This is a genomic window from Streptomyces sp. NPDC054842, from assembly GCF_053611025.1.
The window spans coordinates 1-24,836 of the sequence record NZ_JBSGZN010000010.1 but is presented as its reverse complement, the minus strand read 5'-3'; the positions used below and the strand labels follow the sequence as shown (position 1 = coordinate 24,836).

The 24,836-nt window shown below is 69.8% G+C and carries 16 protein-coding genes; 5 read left to right on the top strand and 11 right to left on the bottom strand.

What is annotated here, in order from left to right:
* Positions 1-88: 88 nt before the first annotated feature.
* The 3 genes from ACWGIS_RS10180 to ACWGIS_RS10170 all read left to right on the top strand — a co-directional run bounded on the left by ACWGIS_RS10180 (position 89) and on the right by ACWGIS_RS10170 (position 5,152).
* The gene (locus ACWGIS_RS10180) at positions 89-1,372 is read left to right on the top strand and encodes an HRDC domain-containing protein (protein ID WP_453361932.1); all 1,284 of its coding nucleotides are present in this window, start codon (positions 89-91) and stop codon (positions 1,370-1,372) included.
* 430 nt (positions 1,373-1,802) lie between these two features.
* The gene (locus ACWGIS_RS10175) at positions 1,803-3,029 is read left to right on the top strand and encodes a thiolase family protein (RefSeq protein ID WP_453361931.1); all 1,227 of its coding nucleotides are present in this window, start codon (positions 1,803-1,805) and stop codon (positions 3,027-3,029) included.
* Entirely contained in the window at positions 3,026-5,152 is a 2,127-nt protein-coding gene (locus ACWGIS_RS10170; protein WP_453361930.1) for a 3-hydroxyacyl-CoA dehydrogenase NAD-binding domain-containing protein, read from the top strand. Before ACWGIS_RS10175 ends, ACWGIS_RS10170 begins: the two co-directional genes overlap by 4 nt.
* A 98-nt stretch (positions 5,153-5,250) precedes the next feature.
* Here the strand turns inward: ACWGIS_RS10170 and ACWGIS_RS10165 are convergent, their stop codons facing one another.
* Positions 5,251-6,264, bottom strand: a complete 1,014-nt coding sequence (locus ACWGIS_RS10165) for a hypothetical protein (RefSeq protein ID WP_453362061.1) — start codon at positions 6,262-6,264, stop codon at positions 5,251-5,253.
* A 90-nt stretch (positions 6,265-6,354) separates the two neighbouring features.
* Here ACWGIS_RS10165 and ACWGIS_RS10160 point away from each other — a divergent pair, with 90 nt between their 5' ends.
* A complete protein-coding gene (locus tag ACWGIS_RS10160) occupies positions 6,355-6,738 on the top strand; it encodes an NTP pyrophosphohydrolase (RefSeq protein WP_453361929.1) in 384 nt (127 codons plus the stop codon).
* 69 nt (positions 6,739-6,807) lie between these two features.
* Here ACWGIS_RS10160 and ACWGIS_RS10155 read toward each other — a convergent pair whose 3' ends face one another.
* From ACWGIS_RS10155 to ngcE, 10 genes are all read right to left on the bottom strand, one after another.
* On the bottom strand, positions 6,808-8,274 hold the full coding sequence (locus ACWGIS_RS10155; protein WP_453361928.1) for an ArnT family glycosyltransferase: 1,467 nt from the start codon (positions 8,272-8,274) through the stop codon (positions 6,808-6,810).
* A gap of 72 nt (positions 8,275-8,346) precedes the next feature.
* The gene (locus ACWGIS_RS10150; protein WP_453361927.1) at positions 8,347-9,870 is read right to left on the bottom strand and encodes an amino acid permease; all 1,524 of its coding nucleotides are present in this window, start codon (positions 9,868-9,870) and stop codon (positions 8,347-8,349) included.
* Positions 9,871-10,015: 145 nt separating this feature from the next.
* On the bottom strand, positions 10,016-11,938 hold the full coding sequence (dxs, locus tag ACWGIS_RS10145) for a 1-deoxy-D-xylulose-5-phosphate synthase (protein WP_453361926.1): 1,923 nt from the start codon (positions 11,936-11,938) through the stop codon (positions 10,016-10,018).
* A 237-nt stretch (positions 11,939-12,175) separates the two neighbouring features.
* Positions 12,176-13,468 (bottom strand): sugar ABC transporter permease, encoded by a 1,293-nt coding sequence (locus ACWGIS_RS10140; protein ID WP_453361925.1) that lies wholly within the window; start codon positions 13,466-13,468, stop codon positions 12,176-12,178.
* The gene (locus tag ACWGIS_RS10135; RefSeq protein ID WP_453361924.1) at positions 13,465-14,256 is read right to left on the bottom strand and encodes an ATP-binding cassette domain-containing protein; all 792 of its coding nucleotides are present in this window, start codon (positions 14,254-14,256) and stop codon (positions 13,465-13,467) included. Before ACWGIS_RS10135 ends, ACWGIS_RS10140 begins: the two co-directional genes overlap by 4 nt.
* A 181-nt stretch (positions 14,257-14,437) precedes the next feature.
* A complete protein-coding gene (locus tag ACWGIS_RS10130) occupies positions 14,438-15,535 on the bottom strand; it encodes a substrate-binding domain-containing protein (RefSeq protein WP_453362060.1) in 1,098 nt (365 codons plus the stop codon).
* 133 nt (positions 15,536-15,668) lie between these two features.
* A complete protein-coding gene (locus ACWGIS_RS10125; protein WP_453361923.1) occupies positions 15,669-16,868 on the bottom strand; it encodes an ROK family transcriptional regulator in 1,200 nt (399 codons plus the stop codon).
* 258 nt (positions 16,869-17,126) lie between these two features.
* A complete protein-coding gene (locus tag ACWGIS_RS10120) occupies positions 17,127-18,062 on the bottom strand; it encodes a carbohydrate ABC transporter permease (protein ID WP_453361922.1) in 936 nt (311 codons plus the stop codon).
* Positions 18,063-18,076: 14 nt separating this feature from the next.
* On the bottom strand, positions 18,077-19,009 hold the full coding sequence (locus ACWGIS_RS10115) for a carbohydrate ABC transporter permease (RefSeq protein WP_453361921.1): 933 nt from the start codon (positions 19,007-19,009) through the stop codon (positions 18,077-18,079).
* A gap of 34 nt (positions 19,010-19,043) precedes the next feature.
* Positions 19,044-20,489, bottom strand: coding sequence for an N-acetylglucosamine/diacetylchitobiose ABC transporter substrate-binding protein (gene ngcE / locus ACWGIS_RS10110; protein WP_453361920.1), 1,446 nt, complete (start codon positions 20,487-20,489; stop codon positions 19,044-19,046).
* Positions 20,490-20,933: 444 nt separating this feature from the next.
* Here ngcE and ACWGIS_RS10105 point away from each other — a divergent pair, with 444 nt between their 5' ends.
* Positions 20,934-24,734, top strand: a complete 3,801-nt coding sequence (locus tag ACWGIS_RS10105; protein ID WP_453361919.1) for a GH92 family glycosyl hydrolase — start codon at positions 20,934-20,936, stop codon at positions 24,732-24,734.
* The last annotated feature ends 102 nt before the right edge of the window (positions 24,735-24,836 follow it).

Sequence of the window (24,836 nt, the reverse complement as noted above, 5' to 3'; positions counted from 1 at the left end):
ACCCCCCTGTCCGGTTTACGACCCCCAGACGCCCGTCGACGGAACGTTCCGTCGACGGGCGTCGTCCATACACAGATACTCTTGACAGGTGACCGACGCCCAAGAGACCGCAGCAGACAGCTCACTGCGAACCACCGGAGGCGCCCCTCCGGACGACGTCGAACTGGCGCCGATCCCTTTGCTCGAGCCCCGCGACGGCATTCCGCCCGTGATCGCCGACGACGCCTCGCTCGCCGAGGTGATCGCCGCCTTCGCCGCCGGGACCGGCCCCGTGGCCGTCGACGCCGAACGCGCGTCCGGGTACCGATACGGCCAGCGCGCCTATCTGGTGCAGCTGCGCCGCGAGGGGGCCGGCTCCGCGCTGATCGACCCCGTGGCCTGCCCCGACCTCTCCGGGCTCGGCGAGGCGATCTCCGAGGCAGAGTGGGTGCTGCACGCCGCCACCCAGGACCTGCCGTGCCTGCGGGAAATAGGCATGATCCCCACCAGCCTGTTCGACACCGAGCTGGCCGGCCGCCTGGCCGGGTTCCCCCGGGTCGGGCTCGGCGCGATGGTCGAGAGCGTCCTCGGCTTCGTCCTGGAGAAGGGGCACTCCGCCGTCGACTGGTCGACGCGCCCGCTGCCGGAACCGTGGCTGCGCTACGCCGCGCTCGACGTCGAGCTGCTCGTCGACCTGCGGGACGCGCTGGAGAAGGAGCTGGACCGGCAGGGCAAGCTCGACTGGGCCCGCCAGGAGTTCGACGCGATCGCGCAGGCCGACCCGGCGCCGCCGCGCAAGGACCCCTGGCGCCGTACGTCCGGCATGCACAAGGTGCGCAGGCGCCGGCAGATGGCCGTGGTGCGGGAGCTGTGGCAGGCCCGCGACCAGGTCGCGCAGCGCCGGGACATCTCGCCCGGCAAGGTGCTGGGCGACGCCGCGATCGTCGAGGCCGCGCTGTCCCTGCCCGCCAACGTGCACGCCCTCGCCGCGCTGAACGGCTTCGGGCACCGCATGGGCCGCCGTCAGCTGGAGCAGTGGCAGAGCGCCGTCGACCGCGCGAGGGCGCTGCCGGACTCCGAGCTGCCGCAGCCCGGGCAGCCGGTCACCGGTCCCCCGCCGCCGCGCGCGTGGGCCGACAAGGACCCGGAGGCCGCGGCCCGGCTCTCCGCCGCGCGGGCCGCGGTCTCGGCGCTCGCCGAGCGGCTGAACATGCCGCAGGAGAACCTGATCGCGCCCGACACCGTGCGCCGGGTCTGCTGGGAGCCGCCGGCCGCGCCCGACGCCGACTCGGTCGCCGCCGCGCTCACCGGTCACGGGGCGCGCGCCTGGCAGGTCGAGCAGGTCACGCCGGTCCTGGTGACCGCGCTGCGGTCCGGCACGGCCAAGGGCTAACCGTCCGCCCTGCGGGACCGGGCGGACGTCCGTCGCATACGGGCGCCATGCCGTGAGTGGTGAGCGCCGTGCGGTGGGCGAGGGCGACGGCCTCGGCCGGGAGCGGACCGGTGGCCCGGCCGGGTCGTCCGGCGCTCCGCGGACCCCGGGACGGCGGAACGGCGACGTCGAGATCACGCCAAGATCCCGGGCGGCCGTCCGATACGGCCGGTCGCCCCTGTCCGGCATCCCGGGACGCGGCGCGGGACCGCCCGCGGCTCCATCGGGCCCGCGCGGGACGCCTGGGCGCCGGGCTCCTTGTGTGACCTTCGCCGCTCCCGGCCGGGGGACTGGGCAGCATGGTTACCCGCAAGTAGCATGAAGGGGTGAGCGCGCGCTCAGGCGTATGCGCCGCGCAGCAGTGCCATCCCGCATCTGGAGGAGAGCCATCGTGCCTCGTACCGTCAGGGACGTCGTCTTCGTCGACGGCGTCCGCACCCCGTTCGGCAAGGCGGGCCCGAAGGGCATCTACCACGAGACCCGCGCCGACGACCTCGTCGTGAAGGCCATCCGGGAGCTGCTGCGCCGCAACCCCGGTCTGGACCCCGCGCAGATCGACGAGGTCGCCATCGCCGCGACCACGCAGATCGGTGACCAGGGCCTGACGCTGGGCCGCACGGCCGGCATCCTCGCCGGGCTCCCCCAGTCGGTCCCCGGCTACTCCATCGACCGCATGTGCGCGGGCGCGCTGACCGCCGTCACGACCACCGCGGGCTCCATCGCCTTCGGCGCGTACGACGCCGTCATCGCCGGTGGTGTCGAGCACATGGGCCGCCACCCGATGGGCGAGGGCGTGGACCCCAACCCGCGCTTCGTGTCGGACAAGCTGGTCGACGAGTCGGCCCTGTTCATGGGCATGACCGCGGAGAACCTGCACGACCGGTACCCGCACATCACCAAGCAGCGCGCCGACGAGTACGCCGTGCGCTCGCAGGAGAAGGCCGCCAAGGCGTACGCCAACGGCAAGATCCAGGCCGACCTGGTGCCCATCTCGGTGCGCAACACCAACGCCGAGGTCGGCGAGACGGGCTGGGGCCTGGTCACCGCCGACGAGCCGATGCGCCCCGGTACGACGCTGGAGAACCTGGCCGGCCTCAAGACGCCGTTCCGCGTCCACGGCCGGGTCACCGCGGGCAACGCCGCCGGTCTGAACGACGGTGCCACCGCGTCGATCATCGCGTCCGAGGACTTCGCCCGCGAGCACGGCCTGCCGGTCAAGATGCGCCTGGTCTCCTACGCCTTCGCGGGCGTCGAGCCCGAGGTGATGGGCTACGGCCCGATCCCGGCCACCGAGAAGGCCCTCGCCAAGGCCGGCCTGTCGATCGAGGACATCAACCTCTTCGAGGTCAACGAGGCGTTCGCCGTCCAGGTCCTCGCCTTCCTGGACCACTACGGCATCGCGGACGACGACGCGCGCGTCAACCAGTACGGCGGCGCCATCGCGTTCGGCCACCCGCTCGCCTCCTCCGGCGTCCGTCTGATGACGCAGCTGGCCCGCCAGTTCGAGGAGCAGCCGGAGGTCCGTTACGGCCTCACCACCATGTGCGTCGGCTTCGGCATGGGCGCCACGGTGATCTGGGAGAACCCGCACCACAAGGACGCCGGAGGCGACAAGTGACCACCGCTGAACTCCTGAAGGGCGCAGCCGAGCTGTTCCCGGACGAGGTCGTGACCTCGGCGCACGTACGCCACCTCGACCTGCCGTTCAACGCCGGGCGCTTCGCGCTCGTGACGCTGGACAACGGCTTCGACCACACCAAGCCGACCACCTTCGGCCCGCAGTCCCTCGCGAACCTCGACGCGGCGATCGACCAGGTCGAGCGGGAGGCCGCGGCGGGCGAGATCGTCGGCGTCGGCCTCACCGGCAAGCCGTTCATCTTCGCGGTCGGCGCCGACCTCAAGGGCGTCGAGCTGCTGAAGAACCACGACGACGCGCTCGCCATCGGCAAGGGCGGCCACGAGGTCTTCAAGCGCCTGTCCGGCCTCGCGGTCCCCACCTTCGCGTACTACAACGGCGCGGCGATGGGCGGCGGCGTCGAGGTCGGCCTGCACTGCTCGTACCGCACGGTCTCCGCTTCCATCGCGGCCTTCTCCCTCCCCGAGGTCTTCCTCGGCCTGGTCCCCGGCTGGGGCGGCTGCGCCCTGCTGCCGAACCTGATCGGCGCCGACAAGGCCGTCTCGGTGATCATCGAGAACTCGCTCAACCAGAACAAGCAGCTCAAGGGCCACCAGGTCTACGAACTGGGCATCGCCGACGCCCTGTTCGAGGGTGCCGACTTCCTGGAGCAGTCCCTGCTGTGGACGGCGTCCGTCCTCAAGGGCGAGATCGTCGTCGAGCGCCCCGAGGCCGACCGCGGCGAGGCCTGGGACCAGGCCGTCGCCAAGGGCCGCTTCATCGCGGACTCCAAGGTGCACGGTGCCGCCCCGGCCGCCTACCGCGCCCTGGACATCATCGCCGCCGCCAAGAACGGCGACCTCCAGCAGGGCTTCGACGCCGAGGACACGGCGCTCGCCGACCTGATCATGGGCGGCGAACTGCGCGCCGGCATCTACGCGTTCAACCTGGTGCAGAAGCGCGGCAAGCGTCCCGCGGGCGCCCCGGACAAGTCGCTCGCGCGTCCGGTCACCAAGGTCGGTGTCGTCGGCGCCGGTCTGATGGCCTCCCAGCTCGCGCTGCTCTTCCTGCGCCGCCTGGAGGTCCCGGTCGTCCTCACGGACATCGACCAGGAGCGCGTCGACAAGGGTGTGGGCTACGTCCACGCCGAGATCGACAAGCTGCTCGGCAAGGGCCGCATCAACCAGGACAAGGCCAACCGCCTGAAGGCCCTGGTCACCGGTGTGCTGGACAAGGCCGAGGGCTTCTCGGACGCGGACTTCGTCATCGAGGCCGTGTTCGAGGAGATCGGCGTCAAGCAGCAGGTGTTCGCGGAGGTCGAGGCGGTCGCCCCGGCGCACGCGATCCTCGCCACCAACACCTCCTCGCTCTCCGTCTCGGAGATGGCGTCGAAGCTGAAGAACCCCGAGCGGGTCGTGGGCTTCCACTTCTTCAACCCGGTCGCGATCCTGCCGCTGCTGGAGATCGTGCGCGGCGAGCAGACCGACGACGCCTCGCTGGCCACGGCCTTCGCCGTCGCCAAGAAGCTGAAGAAGACCGCGGTGCTCACCAAGGACGCCCCGGCGTTCGTCGTGAACCGCATTCTCACCCGCTTCATGGGCGAGATCCAGAACGTCATCGACGAGGGCACCCCGGTGGAGGTCGCCGAGAAGGCCATCGAGCCGCTCGGCCTGCCGATGTCGCCGCTGGTCCTCCTCGAACTGGTCGGCCCCGCGATCGGCCTGCACGTCTCGGAGACCCTCAACCGGGCCTTCCCGGACCGCTTCACGGTCTCCCCGAACCTCGCGGCCGTCGTCAAGGCGGGCAAGCGCGGCTTCTACGTCTACGACTCCGGGAAGCCGGAGCTGGACCCGGAGGTCGCCGCGCTGCTGCAGCAGGGCGACGTCGTCCTGACCGAGCAGCAGGTCCGGGACCGCGTGCTCGACGCCGTCGCCCAGGAGATCGGGCTCATGCTCGACGAGGGTGTCGTCGCCGAGGCGCAGGACATCGACCTCTGCCTGATCACCGGTGCCGGCTGGCCCTTCCACCTGGGCGGCATCACGCCGTACCTGGACCGCGAGGGCGTCTCGGAGCGGGTGAACGGCAAGAAGTTCCTGGCGCCGGGCGTGGCGAGCGTTCCCGCGTAACCGCCGCCCGAGTCCCCCGTTGCCCGGCACGCCGACTGGTGTGCCGGGCAACGGCGTTCACGGGGGCGGCTCCGAACCCGGGGCCATATGGCGGGAGTTCAGACGGCCCGCCACGCCTCCAGGGCGAGGCCCGGCTCGTCCTTGCGGCGGGTGACGAGGAGTTCGCCGGACGGGGCGAGGCTCGCCGCGACCACGCGGTCCTCCTCGTCCGTGGCCAGCGACACCACGGAGCCGTCGGGCAGCCGGGGGCCCGAGGGCGCCCACCAGGCGCCGGCGGCCTCCTCCTCGGTCGGATAGGCGGCGAAGGCGACCCGGCCGTCGGCGGCGATCTGGGCGAGCAACGTGCAGTCGTGGCCGTCCAGTTCGGTGCGGACGGCCGACACGGGCCCCGGTCCGGCGGCGGCGAGCAGCTCGACGGGACCGGTGCCCGGGCGCCAGACGCACAGCACGCCCGACTCGTCCGTGTAGAAGAGCGAGGTGGACCCGGCGGAGGTCGCCAGCGCGCGGAGCGTGCCGGGCCGTGCGGCGGCCTCCACGGTCTCGTGCAGGACCGGCTGGGCGCCCGGCTCCTCCTGCCGCCAGTGCAGCAGCGCGCCGGGGGCGGACGCGTACAGCTCGACCCGGCCCGACTCCCCCGTCACGGCCGCGAGTCCGGTGTGGACGTCCTGGCCCCCGAGGTCGCGGAAGGGGCCCCAGCCGCCCTTCTCCTTCTGACCGAGCATGCTCACCCCGCCGCCCTCGTTGCGCACGAAGACATGGGCCCGGCCCTGCGCGTCGACGGCGACGGCCGGGGTGCCGGTGCGGTCGCCGGTCCTGTCCGGGTGCCCGAGAGGGACCCAGTCCAGGGCCGCGAGACGGGCGCGGAAGTGCGTGGAGTGGACGAGGCCCGATTCCCGGGGGACCGTCGGCCGCCAGGACACCAGATGGGCGTAGTCGTCCGCACCCTGGCCGACGGCGAGCACGGGATGCAGGCGCTGGTCGCCGCCGACGACCCGCGCCGGGTCCCAGGGGCCGCCGGGCCCGCGCTCGGCACGGCACAGGACAGCGGCGTCGGACAGCAGGTACACGCTCAGCCTGCCGTCGCGCCCGCGCAGGAACCAGTCCCCGTTCACCACCGTCGACACAGGCTCACTCTAATTCGGCGGTTCCGGCGGGTGCGGGCGGGGCCTCCCGGGCGGCGGGCTCTCTGGCAGGCTGGCCCCATGACGACCGGGACGACCCTGCTCATCGTGGACGGCGCGAACGTGGTGGGCTCCGTGCCCGACGGCTGGTGGCGCGACCGGCGGGGCGCCGCCGTACGCCTGCGGGACCGGCTCGCCGGCCTCGCGGAGCACGGGCTGCCCGGCCGGCCCGGCCCGCTGGAGATCGTCCTGGTGCTGGAGGGCGCGGCCCGCGGCGTGGAGTCCGTCCCCGGGGTCCGTGTCGAGGACGCCCCGGGCAGCGGCGACGACCGCATCGTGGAGCTGGCGTCGGCGTCCCCCGGCCGCGCCCGCCTCGTCGTCACCGCCGACCGCGGACTCCGGGACCGCGTGACCGTCCTCGGCGCGGAGGTCGTGGGTCCCCGCGCGGTGAACGGCCGGCCCTGACCCGGGCGGTACGGGCGGTACGGGCGGTACGGCGGTACCGGCGGTACCGGCGGTACGGGCGAGGAACGGTCAGCCCTGTCCCCGGGCGGGTACGTAGAGCACCGCGCCGGAGACCTCCCCGACGGCCACGTACCGCTCGGCCAGCAGGCGCCGCAGTGACGGCATCCGCTCCGGGCGGTACGGCCCGCCGCGCGAGTCGTCGACGATCAGCGCCGGCGGACGGGCGGCCAGCTCCTCGCGGAAGACCGGCCAGGTGCCCTCCACGCCGTACCTCTCGCCCACCCGGGGGCCGTCGCGGCCGCCGCTGTAGTTGGTGAGCAGACCGGCCGTCAGATAGCGGCTGGCGGGCTCGCGGTGGGCGAGCCAGTAGACCTCCGGGTGTATGCCCCACACCAGGACGCGGTCGCCCGGCGCCGTCCGGCCGGCCACCGTGTCCGCGAGGCGCTGCGCGTGCGCGAGGTCGGACCGGGGGGCCAGCGCGCCCCAGGCGAGGAAGAGCGCGCAGCAGCAGGCCGACGTCAGCACCGCCGTCACCAGGCGCTCCCGCGGCAGGACCTGGAGCGCCGCCGTCGCCAGCAGCGCGACCGGCGGGAGGAGCTGGAGGTAGTAGTGGCCGAAGAAGTGGAACCCCGCGGACACCGCCGCGACCGAGGCGCCCAGCCACAGCCACAGCTCCGCCGGGCCCGTACGGGTGAGGCGCAGCGCGCGGACGACGGGCGGGATCAGCCCCACGCAGGCCACGGCGAGGATCGCGGCGTTGACCGCTCCCCGTGCCAGCACGTGCGGTCCCGACCCGGTGAGGCTCGCGTAGGAGCCCGAGCCGGTGACGGTCCAGAACAGGAAGCCGGCCGGACCGGTGAGCAGCGCGGCGGCCAGCACCGGCGAGACCGCGCCGGCCGCCGCCCGCAGTGCCGCGGCCCGTCCGGCGCCGTCCCGGTACAGCAGCCACAGCACCGGCACCAGGACCGCGCCACCCGTCTGCTTCACCAGGAACGCGCAGGCGACGGCGGCTCCCGCCGCGCCCCAGCGGCGCCGGTCGGCGCACCACATCGCCGCCGCCGTGCACGGCAGCATGAACACCTCGAAGGTCGCGGCCTGCGCGTCCTCGGGGTTGAGCCCGACCGAGACCAGCAGGTACAGCGTCCCCGCCGTGCGGCCCGCCCCGGGGCCCCACCGGCGCCGCGCCAGGGACGCCAGGAGCAGCGCGGTCAGCAGCTGCGCGGCGACGGCGAGGACCCGTACCGGGGTCAGCGACCCGGAGCCGAAGACGGCGAAGGCGCCCTGGTAGAGCCAGGGCACCAGCGGCGGCTTGCGGTCCACGACCGTCCCGTACAGATCTCCGCCGTCCGCCAGCAGCCGCGCCTGTACGGCGAGGAACCCCTCGTCCGGGTTCCACAGCGGCCGCAGGAACGAGGGCACGCGGGTCGCGCAGGCCAGCAGCGCCAGCGCGGGCAGCAGCCGCCCCCAGTAGGCGCGGCGCCCGAGCCGCCGGGGCGCGGGCAGGGGGCGTGCGGGGGCGAGGGGGCCGGCGGGCATGCGGTGCACGCTATCCGGCCCCGCAGCCCCGCCTGGGCGGGACATACGGGGCCGGACGGGGAATCGTTCGGGTCACTCGGTGGTGCGGCCGGGCGGGGGCACGGCGCCGGCCGCCGCGGCCTTCTCGCTCCGGCCGAGACGGCTGTGGGAGCGCCCGTACAGGAAGTACACGAGGAAGCCGATCGCCATCCAGATGCCGAACCGCAGCCAGGTCTCGGCGGGCAGGTTCAGCATCAGCCACAGGGAGGCGAGCACCGACACGATCGGCAGCACCGGCACCAGCGGGGTGCGGAAGGAGCGGGGCAGGTCGGGACGCGTACGGCGCAGGATGATGACGCCGATGGCGACGACGACGAAGGCGAACAGCGTGCCGATGTTCACCAGCTCGGCCAGTTCGCTCAGGCTGGTGAAGCCGGCCAGGATCGCGATGACCACGCCGAGCAGGATGGTCGGCCGGTGCGGGGTCTTGAAGCGGGGGTGGACGCGCGAGAAGAAGCGGGGCAGCAGCCCGTCGCGGCTCATCGCGAAGAACACCCGGGTCTGGCCGAGCAGCAGGATCATGCAGACGGTGGTGAGGCCGACGGCGGCGCCGAAGCTGATGAAGCCCGCGAACCACGGGTGCCCGGTGGCCTTGAACGCGTCGGCGAGCGGGGCGTCCACGGACAGCTGCTTGTAGTTCTGCATGCCGGTGACGACGATCGACACCGCGACGTACAGGGCGGTGCAGATGATGAGGGAGCCGATGATGCCGCGGGGCATGTCGCGCTGCGGGTTGCGGGTCTCCTCGGCGGCGGTGGCCACGACGTCGAAGCCGATGAAGGCGAAGAAGACGACGGAGGCGGCCGTGAAGATGCCCATCACGCCGAAGTTGGAGGGCGCCCAGCCGAACATCAGCTGGATCAGCGGGGAGTCGAGGCCGCTGCCCGCGTCCACGGGCTTGGCCTTCGGGATGAAGGGGTCGTAGTTCTTGCCCTCGATGAAGAAGGCGCCCGCGATGATCACGACCATGACGACCGTCACCTTGATGGCGACGACGACGGCGGTGACCCGCGCGGAGAGCTTCGTGCCGACCACGAGGATGGCGGTGAGCACCAGCACGAGGGCGGCGGCCAGGATGTCGAAGCCGAAGCCGTCGGCCCCCTCGCGGCCGCTGAGCGCGGCGGGCAGATGCCAGCCGGCGTTGTCGAGCAGCGAGGCGATGTAGCCGGACCAGCCGACCGCGACCACCGCCGTGCCGAGCGCGAACTCCAGGACGAGGTCCCAGCCGATGATCCAGGCGGGCAGTTCGCCCAGGGAGGCGTACGAGAAGGTGTACGCCGATCCGGCCACCGGGACGGTGGACGCGAACTCGGCGTAGCACAGCGCGGCCAGCGCGCAGACGACGCCGGCGACGACGAAGGCCAGGGCGACGGCCGGACCCGCGTTGTTCTTGGCGACCGTGCCGGTGAGGACGAAGATGCCGGTGCCGATGATGACACCGACGCCGAACACGGTGAGATCCAGAGCGGACAGCGACTTCTTGAGTGCGTGCTCCGGCTCCTCAGTGTCCAAGATCGACTGTTCGACCTTCTTCGTTCTGAAGAGGGTGCTGCTCACGGGTGTACCTCCCACGCTCGTCGTCCTCGACATGATCCGAGGGGGTTTTAGCTCCGCATGCCCCGGCGCGGGCGGGTTCACGCGAACGGGCCGGTTCCACCACCCGTACAGGGAGGAGGAACCGGCCCAATGGCGCAGCGGCGGGTCAGTCGCGCGCGGACTCCACGGCGTGCGCGGAGGTGCGCTCGAAGCGGCCGTCCAGCTTCGCGACGAGCCCGGTGACCTGGCGGGCGATGTCCGGGGCGGTCAGGCCGATCTCCGCCATGACCTCCTTGCGGGAGGCGTGGTCGAGGAAGCGCGGCGGGATGCCGAAGTCGCGCAGCGGCACGTCGACACCGGCGTCCCGCAGGGCCTGCGCGATCGTCGAGCCGACGCCGCCGACCCGGGAGTTGTCCTCGACGGTGACGACCACGCGGTGCTGCTCGGCGAGCGGGGCCATGGCCTCGTCGACGGGCTTGACCCAGCGCGGGTCGACGACGGTCGTGGAGATGCCCTGCTTGTCGAGGAGGGCGGCGATCTCCAGGCACATCGGGGCGAGGGCGCCGACGGAGACGAGCAGCACGTCGGGGGCGTCGGTGCCGGGCGCGCGGAGCACGTCCATGCCGCCGACACGGCCCACGGCGGGCACCGCGGGACCGACGGCGCCCTTGGAGAAGCGGACCACGGTCGGCGCGTCGTCGACCTCCACGGCCTCGCGCAGCTGCGCGCGGACCTGGTCGGCGTCGCGCGGGGCGGCCAGCCGCAGGCCCGGGACGACCTGGAGGATCGACATGTCCCACATGCCGTTGTGGGAGGCGCCATCGGTGCCGGTGACGCCCGCGCGGTCCAGCACGAAGGTGACGCCGCACTTGTGCAGGGCCACGTCCATCAGGACCTGGTCGAAGGCCCGGTTGAGGAAGGTGGCGTAGACGGCGAAGACGGGGTGCAGTCCGCCGGTGGCGAGGCCGGCCGCGGAGACGGCGCCGTGCTGCTCGGCGATGCCGACGTCGTACACCCGCTTCGGGAAGGCCTTGGCGAACTTGTCGAGGCCGACCGGCTGGAGCATCGCGGCGGTGATGGCGACGACGTCCTGGCGCTCCTGGCCGAGCTTGACCATCTCCTCGCCGAAGACCGAGGTCCAGTCCGCGCCGGAGGAGGCCACCGGCAGGCCCGTGTCCGGGTGGATCTTGCCGACCGCGTGGAAGCGGTCGGCCTCGTCCTGGAGGGCGGGCTGGTAGCCGCGGCCCTTCTCGGTGAGGCAGTGCACGATGACGGGGCCGCCGAAGCGCTTGGCGCGGGCGAGCGCCGACTCCAGGGCCTCGATGTCGTGTCCGTCGATCGGGCCGACGTACTTCAGGCCCAGGTCCTCGAACATGCCCTGCGGGGCGATGAAGTCCTTGAGGCCCTTCTTGGCGCCGTGCAGGGTCTCGTACAGGGGCCGGCCGACGACCGGGGTGCGCTCCAGGAGGTCCTTGCCGCGGGCCAGGAAGCGCTCGTAGCCGTCGGTGGTGCGCAGGGTCGCCAGGTGGTTGGCGAGGCCGCCGATGGTCGGCGCGTACGAGCGCTCGTTGTCGTTGACGACGATGACCAGCGGGCGGTCCTTGGCGTCGGCGATGTTGTTCAGCGCCTCCCAGGCCATGCCGCCGGTGAGGGCGCCGTCACCGATGACGGCCACGACGTGGTCGTCCCGCTCCAGGACCTGGTTGGCCTTGGCGAGGCCGTCGGCCCAGCCGAGGACGGTGGAGGCGTGCGAGTTCTCGATGACGTCGTGCTCGGACTCGGCCTGCGAGGGGTAGCCGGAGAGGCCGCCCTTCATCTTCAGCCGGGAGAAGTCCTGACGGCCGGTGAGCAGTTTGTGGACGTAGGACTGGTGGCCCGTGTCCCACAGGACCCTGTCCTTCGGCGACTCGAAGACGCGGTGCAGGGCGATGGTCAGCTCGACGACACCGAGGTTCGGGCCGAGGTGGCCGCCGGTCTTGGAGACCTCCTCGACCAGGAAGGTCCTGATCTCCTCGGCCAGCTGCGTCAGCTCTTCCAGGCTGAGCCGGTCCAGATCGCGCGGTCCCCTGATGCGGGTCAGCAGCGGCACCCGTGCCTCCTTGCAATAGAGCTGTTCGAGCTTTGCCGGGTCTGTCGAGTCTAATGTTCCGCCTTTGGCGGCGGTGCCCGGGCCATGCGTTGTACGTCACGCGAACGGGCGTAAATCCTCTCGTACGAGCATTCCCACGCGGGACGCCGGGGTACGGGGACAGGGAAGTGCCCGGCACCGCCATTGGTGCCGGGCACTTCGATCCGGGGGATCCGGGGCCGGAAAGGCCGGGAGCGGCTAGGCGCGGCCCGCGGTCTTCTGGGTCTTGCGGGTGACGGCGTCGATGACGACGGTCGCCAGCAGCACGCCACCGGTGATCATGTACTGCACCGGAGAGGCGATGCCCTCCAGGGCGAGGCCGTACTGGATCGAGACGATCACGAGGACACCGAGCAGCGCGTTCCAGGTGCGGCCGCGGCCGCCGAAGAGGCTGGTGCCACCGATGACGGCCGCCGCGATGGCGTTCATCAGCAGGTCACCGGCGCCGGCGCCCTGGTTGGCGGAGGCGATCTTCGAGGCGATGAACAGGCCGCCGATCGCCGCGAAGGTGCCGGAGATCGCGAAGACCGAGATCCGGACCATCTCGACGTTGATACCGGCACGCCGGGAGGCCTCGACGCTGCCGCCGAGCGCGAAGACCTTGCGGCCGTAGGAGGTACGGCGCAGGACGAAGTCCGTGAGCAGCAGCACCGCGATGAAGATCACCACGGCCAGCGGCAGGCCCTTGTACTGGTTGTAGAGGATCGCCACGGCGAACGCGAGGACCGCCAGGAGCGCGGTGCGCACGATGATCTCGCTGAGCGGCTGGGACGGCACGCCCGCGGCCTCGCGACGGCGGTTGCCGAAGAACGAGGTCAGGAAGTACACCGCCGTCACGGCGATCGCGAGGACGTAGGCGGCGGCCACATCGGTGAAGTAGTAGCTGGTCAGCTTGGCGACGACGCCCTCGCTGTCCAGGTTGATGGTGCCGTTGCTGCCGAGGATCTGGAGCATGAAGCCGTTCCAGAACAGCAGACCCGCCAGGGTGACCGCGAAGGCCGGCACACCGATCCGGGCGAAGACGAAGCCGTGGATGGCTCCCGCGACGGTGCCGGTGAGGATGGCCAGCACGAAGGCCAGCCACTCGTTCATGCCGTGGGTGACGTTGAGCACCGCGAAGGAGGCGCCCGCGACACCGGAGACCGAGCCGACCGACAGGTCGATCTCGCCGAGCAGCAGCACGAAGACGATGCCGACCGCGATCATGCCCGTGCCGACCATGGCGACGGAGATGTCGGACAGGTTGCCCGCGGTGAGGAAGTTCGAGTTCAGGCTCGCGAAGATCGCCCAGATGATGATCAGACCGATGACGACCGGGATGGAACCCAGGTCGCCGGACTTCATCTTGCGCTTGAACTCGGTGACGTAGCCCGCGAGGCCCTGCTCGCGGACGAGCAGCCGGGGGTCGACCACGGTGACCGCCTTGGCGGCCGCCTCCGGGTTCGCCACCACGTGCTCTTCAGGGGTCTCAGAGGTCTTGTCGATGCTCACTTCTGAGCCTCCCCGTTGCTGCGCGCCGCACGACGGGTCACGGCGTTGTCCGTGGCGCCCGTGATGGCGGAGATGATCTCTTCCTGCGAGGTCGACTTGACCTCGAAGACGCCGTTGTTGCGCCCGAGGCGCAGGACGGCGACCTTGTCGGCCACGGCCTTCACGTCCGCCATGTTGTGGCTGATGAGGAGGACCGCGTGGCCGCGCTCGCGCAGCCGCTCGACCAGGTCCAGGACCTGGGCGGTCTGCTCGACGCCGAGGGCCGCGGTGGGCTCGTCGAGGATGACGAGCTTGGGCTCACCGAGCATCGAGCGGGCGATCGCCACGGTCTGGCGCTGACCGCCGGAGAGCGAGGCGATCGGGATGCGGACGCTGGGGATGCGGATGGACAGCGTGTCCAGCAGCTCGCGGGAGCGGCGCTCCATCTCGACCTCGTCCAGGATGCCGCGCTTCTTCAGCTCACGGCCCAGGTAGAGGTTGCCGACCACGTCGATGTTGTCGCACAGCGCGAGGTCCTGGTAGACGGTCGCCACGCCCAGGTTCTGGGCGTCGTGCGGCTTGTTGATCGAGACGGCCTTGCCGTCCCACTCGATGACGCCCTCATCGATGGGATGCACGCCGGCGATCGTCTTCACCAGCGTGGACTTTCCGGCGCCGTTGTCGCCCACCAGGGCGACCACTTCACCGGCGTGGACCTCAAGCTCTACATCGGTGAGCGCCTGGACGGCACCGAATCGCTTGGAGACCCCGCGCAACGCCAGAACAGGCGTAGCGGACACGTGAACCATCTCCTTCGCCGCCTGACCCGGCGGGAGGTTGTGCAGAAGTGTGTGGAGGGGGGTGTTCCGTCCGGCGCCCCGCCTAGCTTGCGGGGCTGTTGGATGCGGGGCGCCGGAGGAGCTTCAGTACGCGGGTCCCGTACGGGAACCCGGAGTGGGTTCCCGTACCGGAACGGCGACTATCGGCTGATTACTCGAGGCCGATCTTCTTGCAGGCCGCCGCGTACGCGGAGGTGCAGATGTCCTGGACCGTGTAGACGCCGTCCTTGATGACGGTGTCCTTGATGTTGTCCTGGGTCAGCGAGGTGACCGGGACGAGCACCGACGGGACCTGCTTGGTGGTGGGGCTGTCGACCTTGTCCTTGGCGACCGAGTCGAGCGACTTGCCCTGGGCGAGCGCGACGGCCATCTCCGCGGCGGCGTCGGCCTCCGGGGCGTACGGCTTGTAGACGCTCATGTACTGCGTACCGGCGACGATGCGCTGCACACCCGCGAGCTCGGCGTCCTGGCCGGTGACCGGGACGGAGATGCCGGCGGACTTGAGGGCGGTGATGATACCGCCGGCCATGCCGTCGTTGGCGGAGTAGACGCCGATGATGTTCTTCTTGCCGAGAGCCGAGATGGCGCCCTCCATGTTGGAGTTGGCGTTCTCCGGCTTCCACTCCTTGGTGTCGTACTCCTTGCCGACGTTCACCTTGCCGTCGAGGACGGAGTGGGCGCCCTTCTTGAAGAGGGCGGCGTTCGGGTCGGTGACCGACCCGTTCATCATGACGATCTTGCCGTCCTTGGCCTTGTCGCCAAGAGCCTTGAGGAGGGCCTCACCCTGCGTCTTGCCGACCTCTTCGTTGTCGAAGGAGGTGTAGGCCTTGATCGGGCCCTCGGCGAGGCGGTCGTACGCGACGACCGGGATGCCGGCCTCGTCGGCCTTCTTCACCGAGCTCGCGATCGCCTTGGAGTCGACAGCGTCCACGATGAGGACGTCCACCTTGTTGGTGATCATCGTGTCGACCTGCTGGTTCTGCGTGCTGGCGTCCTGCTTGGCGTTGGCGTAGACGACCTCGCCCTTGTTGTTCGTCAGCTCCTTGATCTTCTTCTCGATCAGGGGCTTGTCGAACTTCTCGTACCGCGCGGTCTGGTTCTCCGGGAGGAGCAGACCGACCTTGATCGCGTCGCCCTTCTTGGCGGAGCTAGAGCTGTCACTTCCACCGTCGGCCTTGTCCGCACTGCCACAAGCGGCCAGCGAAACGGCCATCGCACCAGCGGCGACGGCAACGGCGGCACGACGCATACGCGTGTTCACTTCAGAAACCTCCCTGACGAGGCCGCGACGTTGCGGCCGAGGTGGCTGGAAGTCAACTCGGCCGCACGTGCGACGTCAAGAAGTAAATCCTTAACGAGATGGCAACGGTGCCATCCGTTCTCTAAGTGAAGGCAGGGGTGACGGCCGTCAGAGATCCGTCCAAAAGGGTCGAATCACCCATCTCGCTGAGTGCGAGAGCGAGTGCCCCGAGGACCTCCGCACGGCCCCCAAGGGCCCCTGGCAACACCGAGAGTTGACGCGCGGCGCTGGGGATCGCGTACCGGCCGACAGACTCCCTTATGGGCCCGAGAACCAGCTCCCCGGCCTCGGCGAGATCGCCGCCGAGAACCACCCGGCTCGGGTTCAGCAAATTGCAGAGATTCGCGACTCCACTCCCGATGTGGCGGCCGACGTCGGCGATCACCCGACGGCAGCCCGGATCACCGTCCCGCGCCAGCCTGACGACGCCCTCCATGCTCAGATCGGTGCCGTGACTGGACTGGAGGAGCGGCAGCACGTAGCGCGCCGCCGCGAAGGTCTCCAGACAGCCGCGGTTGCCGCAGCGACAGACCGGACCGGACTCATCAAGAGTAATATGCCCGATTTCTCCCGCTGTGCCACCCGGGCCGCGATAGATCTTGCCGCTGATCACCAGTCCCGCGCCGACACCGCTCGCGACCTTGATGTAGGCCAGGTCCCGCACACCGCGTCCGCTGCCCCACACCAGCTCGCCCAGGGCCCCCAGGTTCGCGTCGTTGTCCACGTGCACCGGCACGCCGAGCCGCCCCCGCAGCTCCTCGGCGGGCCTGGTGCCGGACCAGCCGGGCAGGATCGAGGTGGACCCCAGCGTGCCGGACTCGACGTCGATCGGGCCGGGCACGCCAAGACCTACGCCCGCGATCTTCGACCGGTCGACTCCTGTCGCCGCGATGAGGCGGCTGACCAGCTCCTCGGCCCGGTCGAAACCCTGCGCGGCGGACGCGTCCACGTCGAGCGGCTCGGACTCCTCGGCCAGCACCTGATGGGCGAGATTCCCGACCGCGACGCGCAAATGCGTGTGCCCGAAGTCCACGCCGATGACGATGCCGGCGTCGCCGCTGAGCGAGACGCTGCGCGCCCTGCGACCCCCCGCCGACGTGGGCGTGACCTCGACCGTTCCGCCGTCCTTGAGCTCACGCACGATGTTGGAGACCGTCGCTGCGGACAGGCCCGTCGTCCTCGCGATCTCCGCCTGCGTGAGCGACCCGGCAAGGCGCACCGCACGGACGACGCGCTCCAGATTTGCTCGGTGCAGCGACGACTGCGACCCCGGAGTCTCCATCGACTCATCCACTCCTGCCCTCAGCCGGGCGGCGCCGATGCCGCCCGTGTGACCCGGGCCACATCAACGGGACCCGGGTCACTTACAAGTTGTGAACTCCAAGCTCCGCTGAACGGGTTACCGCAGTCAAGTCCTTGACGGAAATCGGGACGAGCGATCACCGTTCCGTCTCCGTCACCGCCCGGACACGCGTACGCCACCCCCGCGTGGGAGGTGGCGCAGGCGCGTACGCGGTCCGGACCGCTTGGATGCCCGGGGCTACTTGAGGGTGGCCGAGGTGAGGCCGGCCTGGACCTGGCGCTGGAAGGACAGGTAGACCACCAGCATCGGGATCATCGCGATCGTCACGCCGGCGAAAAGGACGGGCAGGTCGGTGGCGTACCCCTGCTGCTGCTGGAGCTGGATGAGGCCCTGGGTGAGGACGTACCGCTCCGGGTCCCCGCCGCTCTGCGGCTGCATGAGGACCGACGGCAGGATGTACTGGTTCCACTGGCCGAGCACGTTGAAGATGCCCACGCTCAGCAGTCCCGGCTTGGCCATCGGCAGCATCACCTGGAAGAACGCCCGGGTGTGCGAGGCGCCGTCCAGGACCGCCGCCTCGAAGACCGCGTGCGGCAGCGTGCGGAAGAAGGCGTGCATGAAGAAGACGGTGAAGGGCATCGAGTAGGCGATGTAGACCAGGATCAGACCCTGGTACGTGTTCAGCATCTCCAGCCGCTTCACCATGAAGAAGAGCGGCACGAGCGCCAGGAACACGGGGAACATCGCCCCGCCGACGAAGAAGTAGTAGATGAGCCGGTTGCCCGGGAACTCGTAGCGGGCCAGCACGTACGCCGCCATCGAGCCCAGCAGCATCGTCAGCGGGACCGAGAACACGAGCACGATGACCGTGTTCGTGAAGTAGTCCCCGATGCCCTTGTCCCAGGCCCTGCTGAAGACGTCGAACTGCCAGTTCGTGGGCCAGCCGAGCGCCGAACCGCCGATCTGCGCGTCCGTCTTGAAGGACCCGAGGACCAGCCAGATCAGCGGAAGGATGATCAGCACGGCCCACAGGGCGAGGAATCCGTGCGAGAAGACGTTGAGGGTGATTCCCTCGCCGCGCCGGCCTTCGGGGCGCGGCGGGGCCTTGTCGACCGACCGCTGGCCGGGGATGCCGCCGCCGACCGCGGTCGGCTCCTTGATGGGTGCGCTCATGTTCTCTCTCCCGCTCAGAACTCGATGCGCTCGCGGCGGGTGGCGCGCAGCGTGACCACGGACAGGACCAGGGTGAGGAGGAGCATGATGACGCCCATCGCGCAGGCGTAGCCGCTCTTCCCGTAGTACAGGAAGTTGCGCATCATCACGTTGGACATCACTTCGCTGTGGTGGTCGGGACCGCCGCCGTAGCCCGCTCCCTGGGTCATCGTGGAGACCAGGACGAACATGTCCATCGCGATGATGCCGAGGTAGACCCAGGCGGTCTGCACGGTGTCCCAGAGCAGCGGCAGCGTGACCCGGAAGAAGGTCTGGGCGCGCTTGGCGCCGTCCAGCAGCGCCGCCTCGTAGATGTCCCTCGGAATGGACTGCATCGCCGCCGAGAACAGCACCAGGTAGAAGCCGACGCCGTGCCAGACGACCACCGCCACCAGGCACCAGAGCACCAGGTTCGGCTCGTTCATCCACTCGACGGGACTGTTCGCGTCGACCAGTCCGAGTTTGATGAGGACGCCGTTGAGCAGGCCGCCGCCGTCACTGCGGTAGACCGCTCCGAAGAGCACCGCGAGGATCGCCAGCGAGAGCACCTGCGGGAAGAAATAGACGATCTTGTAGAAACCCGAGCCCGTCACGCCCTGCACTCCGCCGGCACCGCCCCGCCCGCCCGCGTTCACCATGAAGGCGAAGAAGAGGGCGAGCAGGATGGTGACGACCGGGATGAACAGCAGGAACAGGATGTTGTGCCAGATCGCTCCGAGGAAGACGTCGTCCTGGAACAGGGTCTTGTAATTGTCCAGACCGACGAAACTGAACGTCTGCGACTGGCCCTTCCAGTCGGTGAAGGAGTAGCCGATGGTCTGTATGTACGGCCAGATCACGAAGATCAGATACAGAGCCAATGGTGCGAGGAGAAACCCCGCGACGAACCGGTACTGCCCTTTTCGCATGGCATCCTGCCCCTGGTGTTCCGGGTGAGCGTGATCAGTCGCGGTGGTTCTTCTTGGACTCCGGGTCCTTGGCCGCCTTGTCGACCGCCTGCTGGGCCCGCTTCAGCCATTCCTTGGGCTGAATGCGCTTGGACATCAGCTCGTTGGACGCGTTCTCGATGGCGGTGCCCATCTCGCTGTACCAGTTGATGTACAGGTAATTGAAGGTGTTGTCACCCGCCGCCTTCGACGCCTCGACGGTGGACTGCGTACCGGGGCGCAGCTGCACGCCGTCGGCCACGCCGTCCTTGAGGATGGTGAGGGAGTTCGCCTTCTGGGCGAAGACCGTCGACCACTCCTTGGAGAGCATGGACCGCATGAACTCCTTGGCGCCCGGCAGGTTTCCGGCCTTCTTCGGGATGATGAAGGGCTCGCCCGAGCCGGCCCGGATCGCCTCGAAGGGCAGCGCGCTGTCCGGCAGCACCGGCATCGGCAGGAACTTCATGTCGAAGTCGTCCGGCGTCTGCTTGAGCTGCTCGTTCTCCAGCCAGGAGCCGGAGGTGATGAAGGCGGCCTTGTACTGGTTCCACCGGGTCTGCGACTCGGTGTGGGTGAGGCCGTTGGTGCCCGGCATCAGGTAGCCCTTCTCGACGATCTCGTAGATCGCCTCGATGGCCGCCTGCGCCGCGTCGCTGCCGACGAACGCCTTGGGGTCGAGGTTGTCGATCGCCTTCATGGCGTCCAGACCGCCCTTCTTGGCGATCAGGTCCATGATGGCGACGTTGATGTAGTACGGGTACTTGCCCTGGTGCGCGAGTCCGCCGATGCCCTGCGACTTGGCGTCCTTGCAGACGGCGAGGAAGTCGTCCCAGGTCTTCGGCGGCTCCCAGCCCTTCTCCTTGAAGAGCTTGCCGGAGTACCACAGGCCCCACACCGTGTAGATGTAGTTGAGGGCGACCACCTTGCCGCCCTGCAGGCCCGGGTCGAGCGTGCCGGGGATGAGGGTGTCGCGGACCTTCTTGGACGGGTCGTCGATGGACGGCGCGTCGAGCACCTCGGCGAGGTCGAGGAGCTGGTCGTTCTTGTAGAGCACGTCCAGCTTGATCTGCTGGGCGCCGGAGTCGTCGACGATGTCCGGCGGGGTGTTGTTGTTGAAGCGCGGCTGGAGCTTTCCGGTGATCTCCTGGGTGCCGGTGTGGGCGCTCTTGGTGCCCCATTTCTTGTCGAACGCGGCTTCCCACGCCTTCGCGTAGTCGTCGCCGTAACCGCCCTTGAAGACGACGACGTCGAGCTTGCTGCCCTTTTGCACGCCGAAGGGGTTCTTCTTGCTGGTCTTGCCCTTGTTCTCGTCGCCGGAGCTGTCGTCACCTCCGCCGCTGGCACACGCGGACAAGAAGCCCATCGTGGGGACGGTGATCAAGCCGAGCGCGGCGGACCGCTTGATCAGATCGCGGCGGCCGACACCCTCGGTGTTGCTGTTCTCGGCGGAAGTGGATCCCATGCTCAAGTCCTCGCCTTCTCCAGGACTCAGGCGGTGAACCGGATCCTCCCCGGCACCGCGGTGTGGTGAAGCTGGGGTCGTGCGTGGGGGATTCAGCCGGACGGCACGGCATTGCGCGCGCTGGGCGCGGTCCGTGACATCACGATTCCCCCCGGGTCCTGCCTGTGTCCCCCACCATCGGAGACGGTGGACCAGACGCCGACAGGTATAGTCCACTTCCCGCCAGGGGAGCAAGATCGAATGCAGGTTTGCCCGTGGGTCTTTTCCGAGTTGAGACCTCCCGGAAATATGGGGCGCTCCGGCACTCCCTCCGAGAGAAATCCTTGACATCCGGCCCGAATGCCACATCCAACACCCTTGACATCCCTGGCAACTTGACTCCCTACTGGTCCTTGCGCAGCGATTTTGACAACGTTGTCCAAAGCGCAGGGAGGGTACTCACGCATGCAGAGAGCTCGGCTCAGACGGGGTTCTTCGGCGGTCGTCGCGACGGCCGCCTTCGCTCTGGTGGTGGCCTCACAGGGCGCCGCCTTCGCGCGGCCGGCCGAAAAGGCGGCAGCGGACCAGGAGTTCGCCTCCTCCTTCGAAACAGGTGATCCCGCACCGGACTGGCTGAATACGGTCGATACCGCTGCGGACGGTACGAAAAACGCCTCCGGAGTGGACGGCGGCTACAGCAGCGGCATCCCCGGCAACGTCTCCGACCACGTCACGGATCTGCGCGCCAGCGGCGAGAACGCGGGCAGCGGCGAGGTGAAGGAGAACCTGGTCGACGGTGAGTCCAGCACCAAGTGGCTCACCTTCGCGTCCACCGGCTGGGTCGAGTTCGACCTGGACGCCCCCGTCAAGCTCGTCACGTACGCGCTGACGTCCGCCAACGACCACGACGAACGCGACCCCAAGGACTGGACGCTCCAGGGCTCGACGGACGGCAAGGACTGGAAGGACCTCGACAGCCGCACCGGCGAGACCTTCTCCGCGCGGTTCCAGACCAAGTCCTACGACCTGGCGGCGCCGGCCGAGTACCAGCACTTCCGGTGGCAGGTCACGAAGAACAACGGCGCCTCGGACGCCACGCAGCTCTCCGATCTCCAGTTCTCCGTCGGCGGCAGCGACGACCCGGCGCCCAAGGACATGCTCTCGCTGGTCGACCGGGGCCCCAGCGGCTCCCCCACGGCCAAGGCGGGCGCCGGCTTCACGGGCAAGCGCGCCCTGCGCTACGCGGGCACGCACAAGCCCGAGGGCCGCGCCTACTCGTACAACAAGGTCTTCGACGTGAACGTCGCGGTGGGCCGCGACACCGAGCTGTCGTACCGGATCTTCCCCTCGATGGCGGACGGCGACCGGGACTACGACGCCACGAACGTGTCGGTGGACCTGGTCTTCACCGACGGCACCCGGCTGAGCGGCCTCCACGCCACCGACCAGCACGGGTTCGCGCTGACCCCGCAGGGCCAGGGCGCCTCGAAGGTCCTGTACGTCAACCAGTGGAACGACGTACGGTCGCGGATCGGCTCCGTCGCGGCGGGCCGCACCGTGGACCGCATACTCGTCGCCTACGACTCCCCCAAGGGCCCGGCCAAGTTCCGCGGCTGGGTGGACGACATCGCCGTGAAGGCCGTCGCGCCCGAGAAGCCGAAGGCGCACCTGTCGGACTACGCGCTGACCACCCGCGGCACCAACTCCAGCGGCGGCTTCTCGCGCGGCAACAACTTCCCGGCGACGGCCGTGCCGCACGGCTTCAACTTCTGGACGCCCGTCACCAACGCGGGCTCGCTGAGCTGGCTCTACGACTACGCCCGCTCGAACAACGCGGACAACCTGCCCACCATCCAGGCGTTCAGCGCGAGCCACGAGCCGAGCCCCTGGATGGGCGACCGGCAGACCTTCCAGGTGATGCCGTCGGCCGCGTCCGGCGCCCCCGACACCGGCCGCACCGCCCGCGCGCTCCCGTTCAAGCACGAGAACGAGACGGCCCGCCCGTACTACTACGGGGTCACGTTCGAGAACGGTCTGAAGGCGGAGATGGCGCCCACCGACCACGCCGCCTCGCTGCGCTTCACCTACCCCGGTGACGACGCGAGCGTCGTCTTCGACAACGTCACCGACCAGGCCGGGCTCACGCTCGACAAGGAGAGCGGGACGTTCACCGGTTACTCGGACGTGAAGTCCGGGCTGTCCACCGGCGCCACCCGGCTGTTCGTGTACGGCGCCTTCGACGCGCCGGTGACGGACGGCGGTTCGTCGGGCGTCAAGGGCTACCTGAAGTTCAAGCCGGGCGCCGACCGCTCGGTCACCCTGCGGCTGGCGACCTCGCTCATCAGCGTCGACCAGGCCAAGGACAACCTGCGCCAGGAGATCCCGGAGGGCACGTCGTTCCAGGACGTCAAGGCGCGGGCGCAGCAGAGCTGGGACCGCATCCTCGGCAAGGTCGAGGTGCAGGGCGCCACGCCCGACCAGCTGACCACGCTGTACTCCAGCCTGTACCGGCTGTACCTGTACCCCAACTCCGGTTTCGAGAAGGTCGGTTCGAAGTACCAGTACGCCTCGCCGTTCTCGGCGATGCCGAACCCCGACACCCCGACGCACACCGGCGCGAAGATCGTCGACGGCAAGGTGTACGTCAACAACGGGTTCTGGGACACCTATCGGACGACCTGGCCGGCGTACTCGCTGCTGACCCCGAGCCAGGCCGGTGAGATGGTCGACGGGTTCGTCCAGCAGTACAAGGACGGCGGCTGGACCTCGCGCTGGTCCTCGCCCGGTTACGCGGACCTGATGACCGGCACGTCCTCCGACGTGGCGTTCGCGGACGCGTACGTGAAGGGCGTCGACTTCGACGCGGAGTCGGCGTACAAGGCGGCCGTGAAGAACGCCACCGTCGTCCCGCCGTCCTCCGGCGTGGGCCGCAAGGGCATGGCGACCTCGCCGTTCCTCGGCTACACCAGCACCGACACCCACGAGGGCCTGTCGTGGGCGCTGGAGGGCTACCTCAACGACTACGGCATCGCGAAGATGGGCCAGGCCCTCTACAAGAAGACCGGCAAGAAGCAGTACAAGGAGGAGTCCGCGTACTTCCTCAACCGGGCCCAGGACTACGTCAACCTCTTCGACTCGAAGGCCGGCTTCTTCCAGGGCCGGGACGCCAAGGGCGACTGGCGGGTCGAGTCCTCCAAGTACGACCCGCGCGTGTGGGGTTACGACTACACGGAGACGAACGGCTGGGGCTACGCGTTCACCGCGCCCCAGGACAGCCGGGGTCTGGCCAACCTGTACGGCGGGCGCGGCGGTCTGGCGGAGAAGCTCGACACCTACTTCGCGACACCGGAGACGGCCTCGCCGGAGTTCGTCGGCTCGTACGGCGGGGTCATCCACGAGATGACGGAGGCCCGTGACGTCCGGATGGGCATGTACGGGCACTCCAACCAGGTGGCGCACCACGTCAACTACATGTACGACGCGGCGGGCCAGCCCTGGAAGACGCAGAAGAACGTCCGCGAGGTGCTCTCCCGCCTCTACACCGGCAGCGAGATCGGCCAGGGCTACCACGGCGACGAGGACAACGGCGAGCAGTCGGCCTGGTACCTCTTCTCCTCGCTCGGCTTCTACCCGCTGGTGATGGGAAGCGGCGAGTACGCCGTCGGCTCCCCGCTGTTCACCAAGGCCACCGTGCACCTGGAGAACGGCCGTGACCTGGTGGTCAAGGCGCCGAGGAACAGCGCGAAGAACGTGTACGTGCAGGGTCTGAAGGTCAACGGCAAGACCTGGAAGTCGACCTCCCTGCCGCACTCGCTGATCGCCAAGGGCGGGGTGCTGGAGTTCGACATGGGGTCCAAGCCGTCCGCCTGGGGCTCCGGCAAGAAGGACGCGCCGGTGTCCGTCACGCAGGACGACGAGGTGCCCTCGCCGCGCGCGGACACGCTCAAGGGCGACGGCGCGCTCTTCGACAACACCTCGGCGACGAACGCGAGCGTGACGTCGGTGGAGCTGCCGGTCGCCGGGCGCACCAAGGGAGTTCAGTACACGCTGACCTCCGCGGACCACACCAAGGCACCGACCGGCTGGACCCTGCAGGGCTCCTCCGACGGGACCGAGTGGTCGACGCTCGACAAGCGCTCCGGTGAGTCCTTCACGTGGGACCGGCAGACCCGGGCGTTCTCGGTGGCGACGCCGCGCTCGTACACGCACTACCGCCTGGTGCTGACCGGCGAGGCGACGCTGGCGGAGGTGGAGCTGCTGTCCTGAGGCACCTCCCCCACGGGAGCGGGGGGGGGGGCCGGGATGTCCACGGGGCCGCCCCCCCCCCGCTGGGCGCGTGGCCCCGGGGGGCCGGGGGGGGACGCCGCC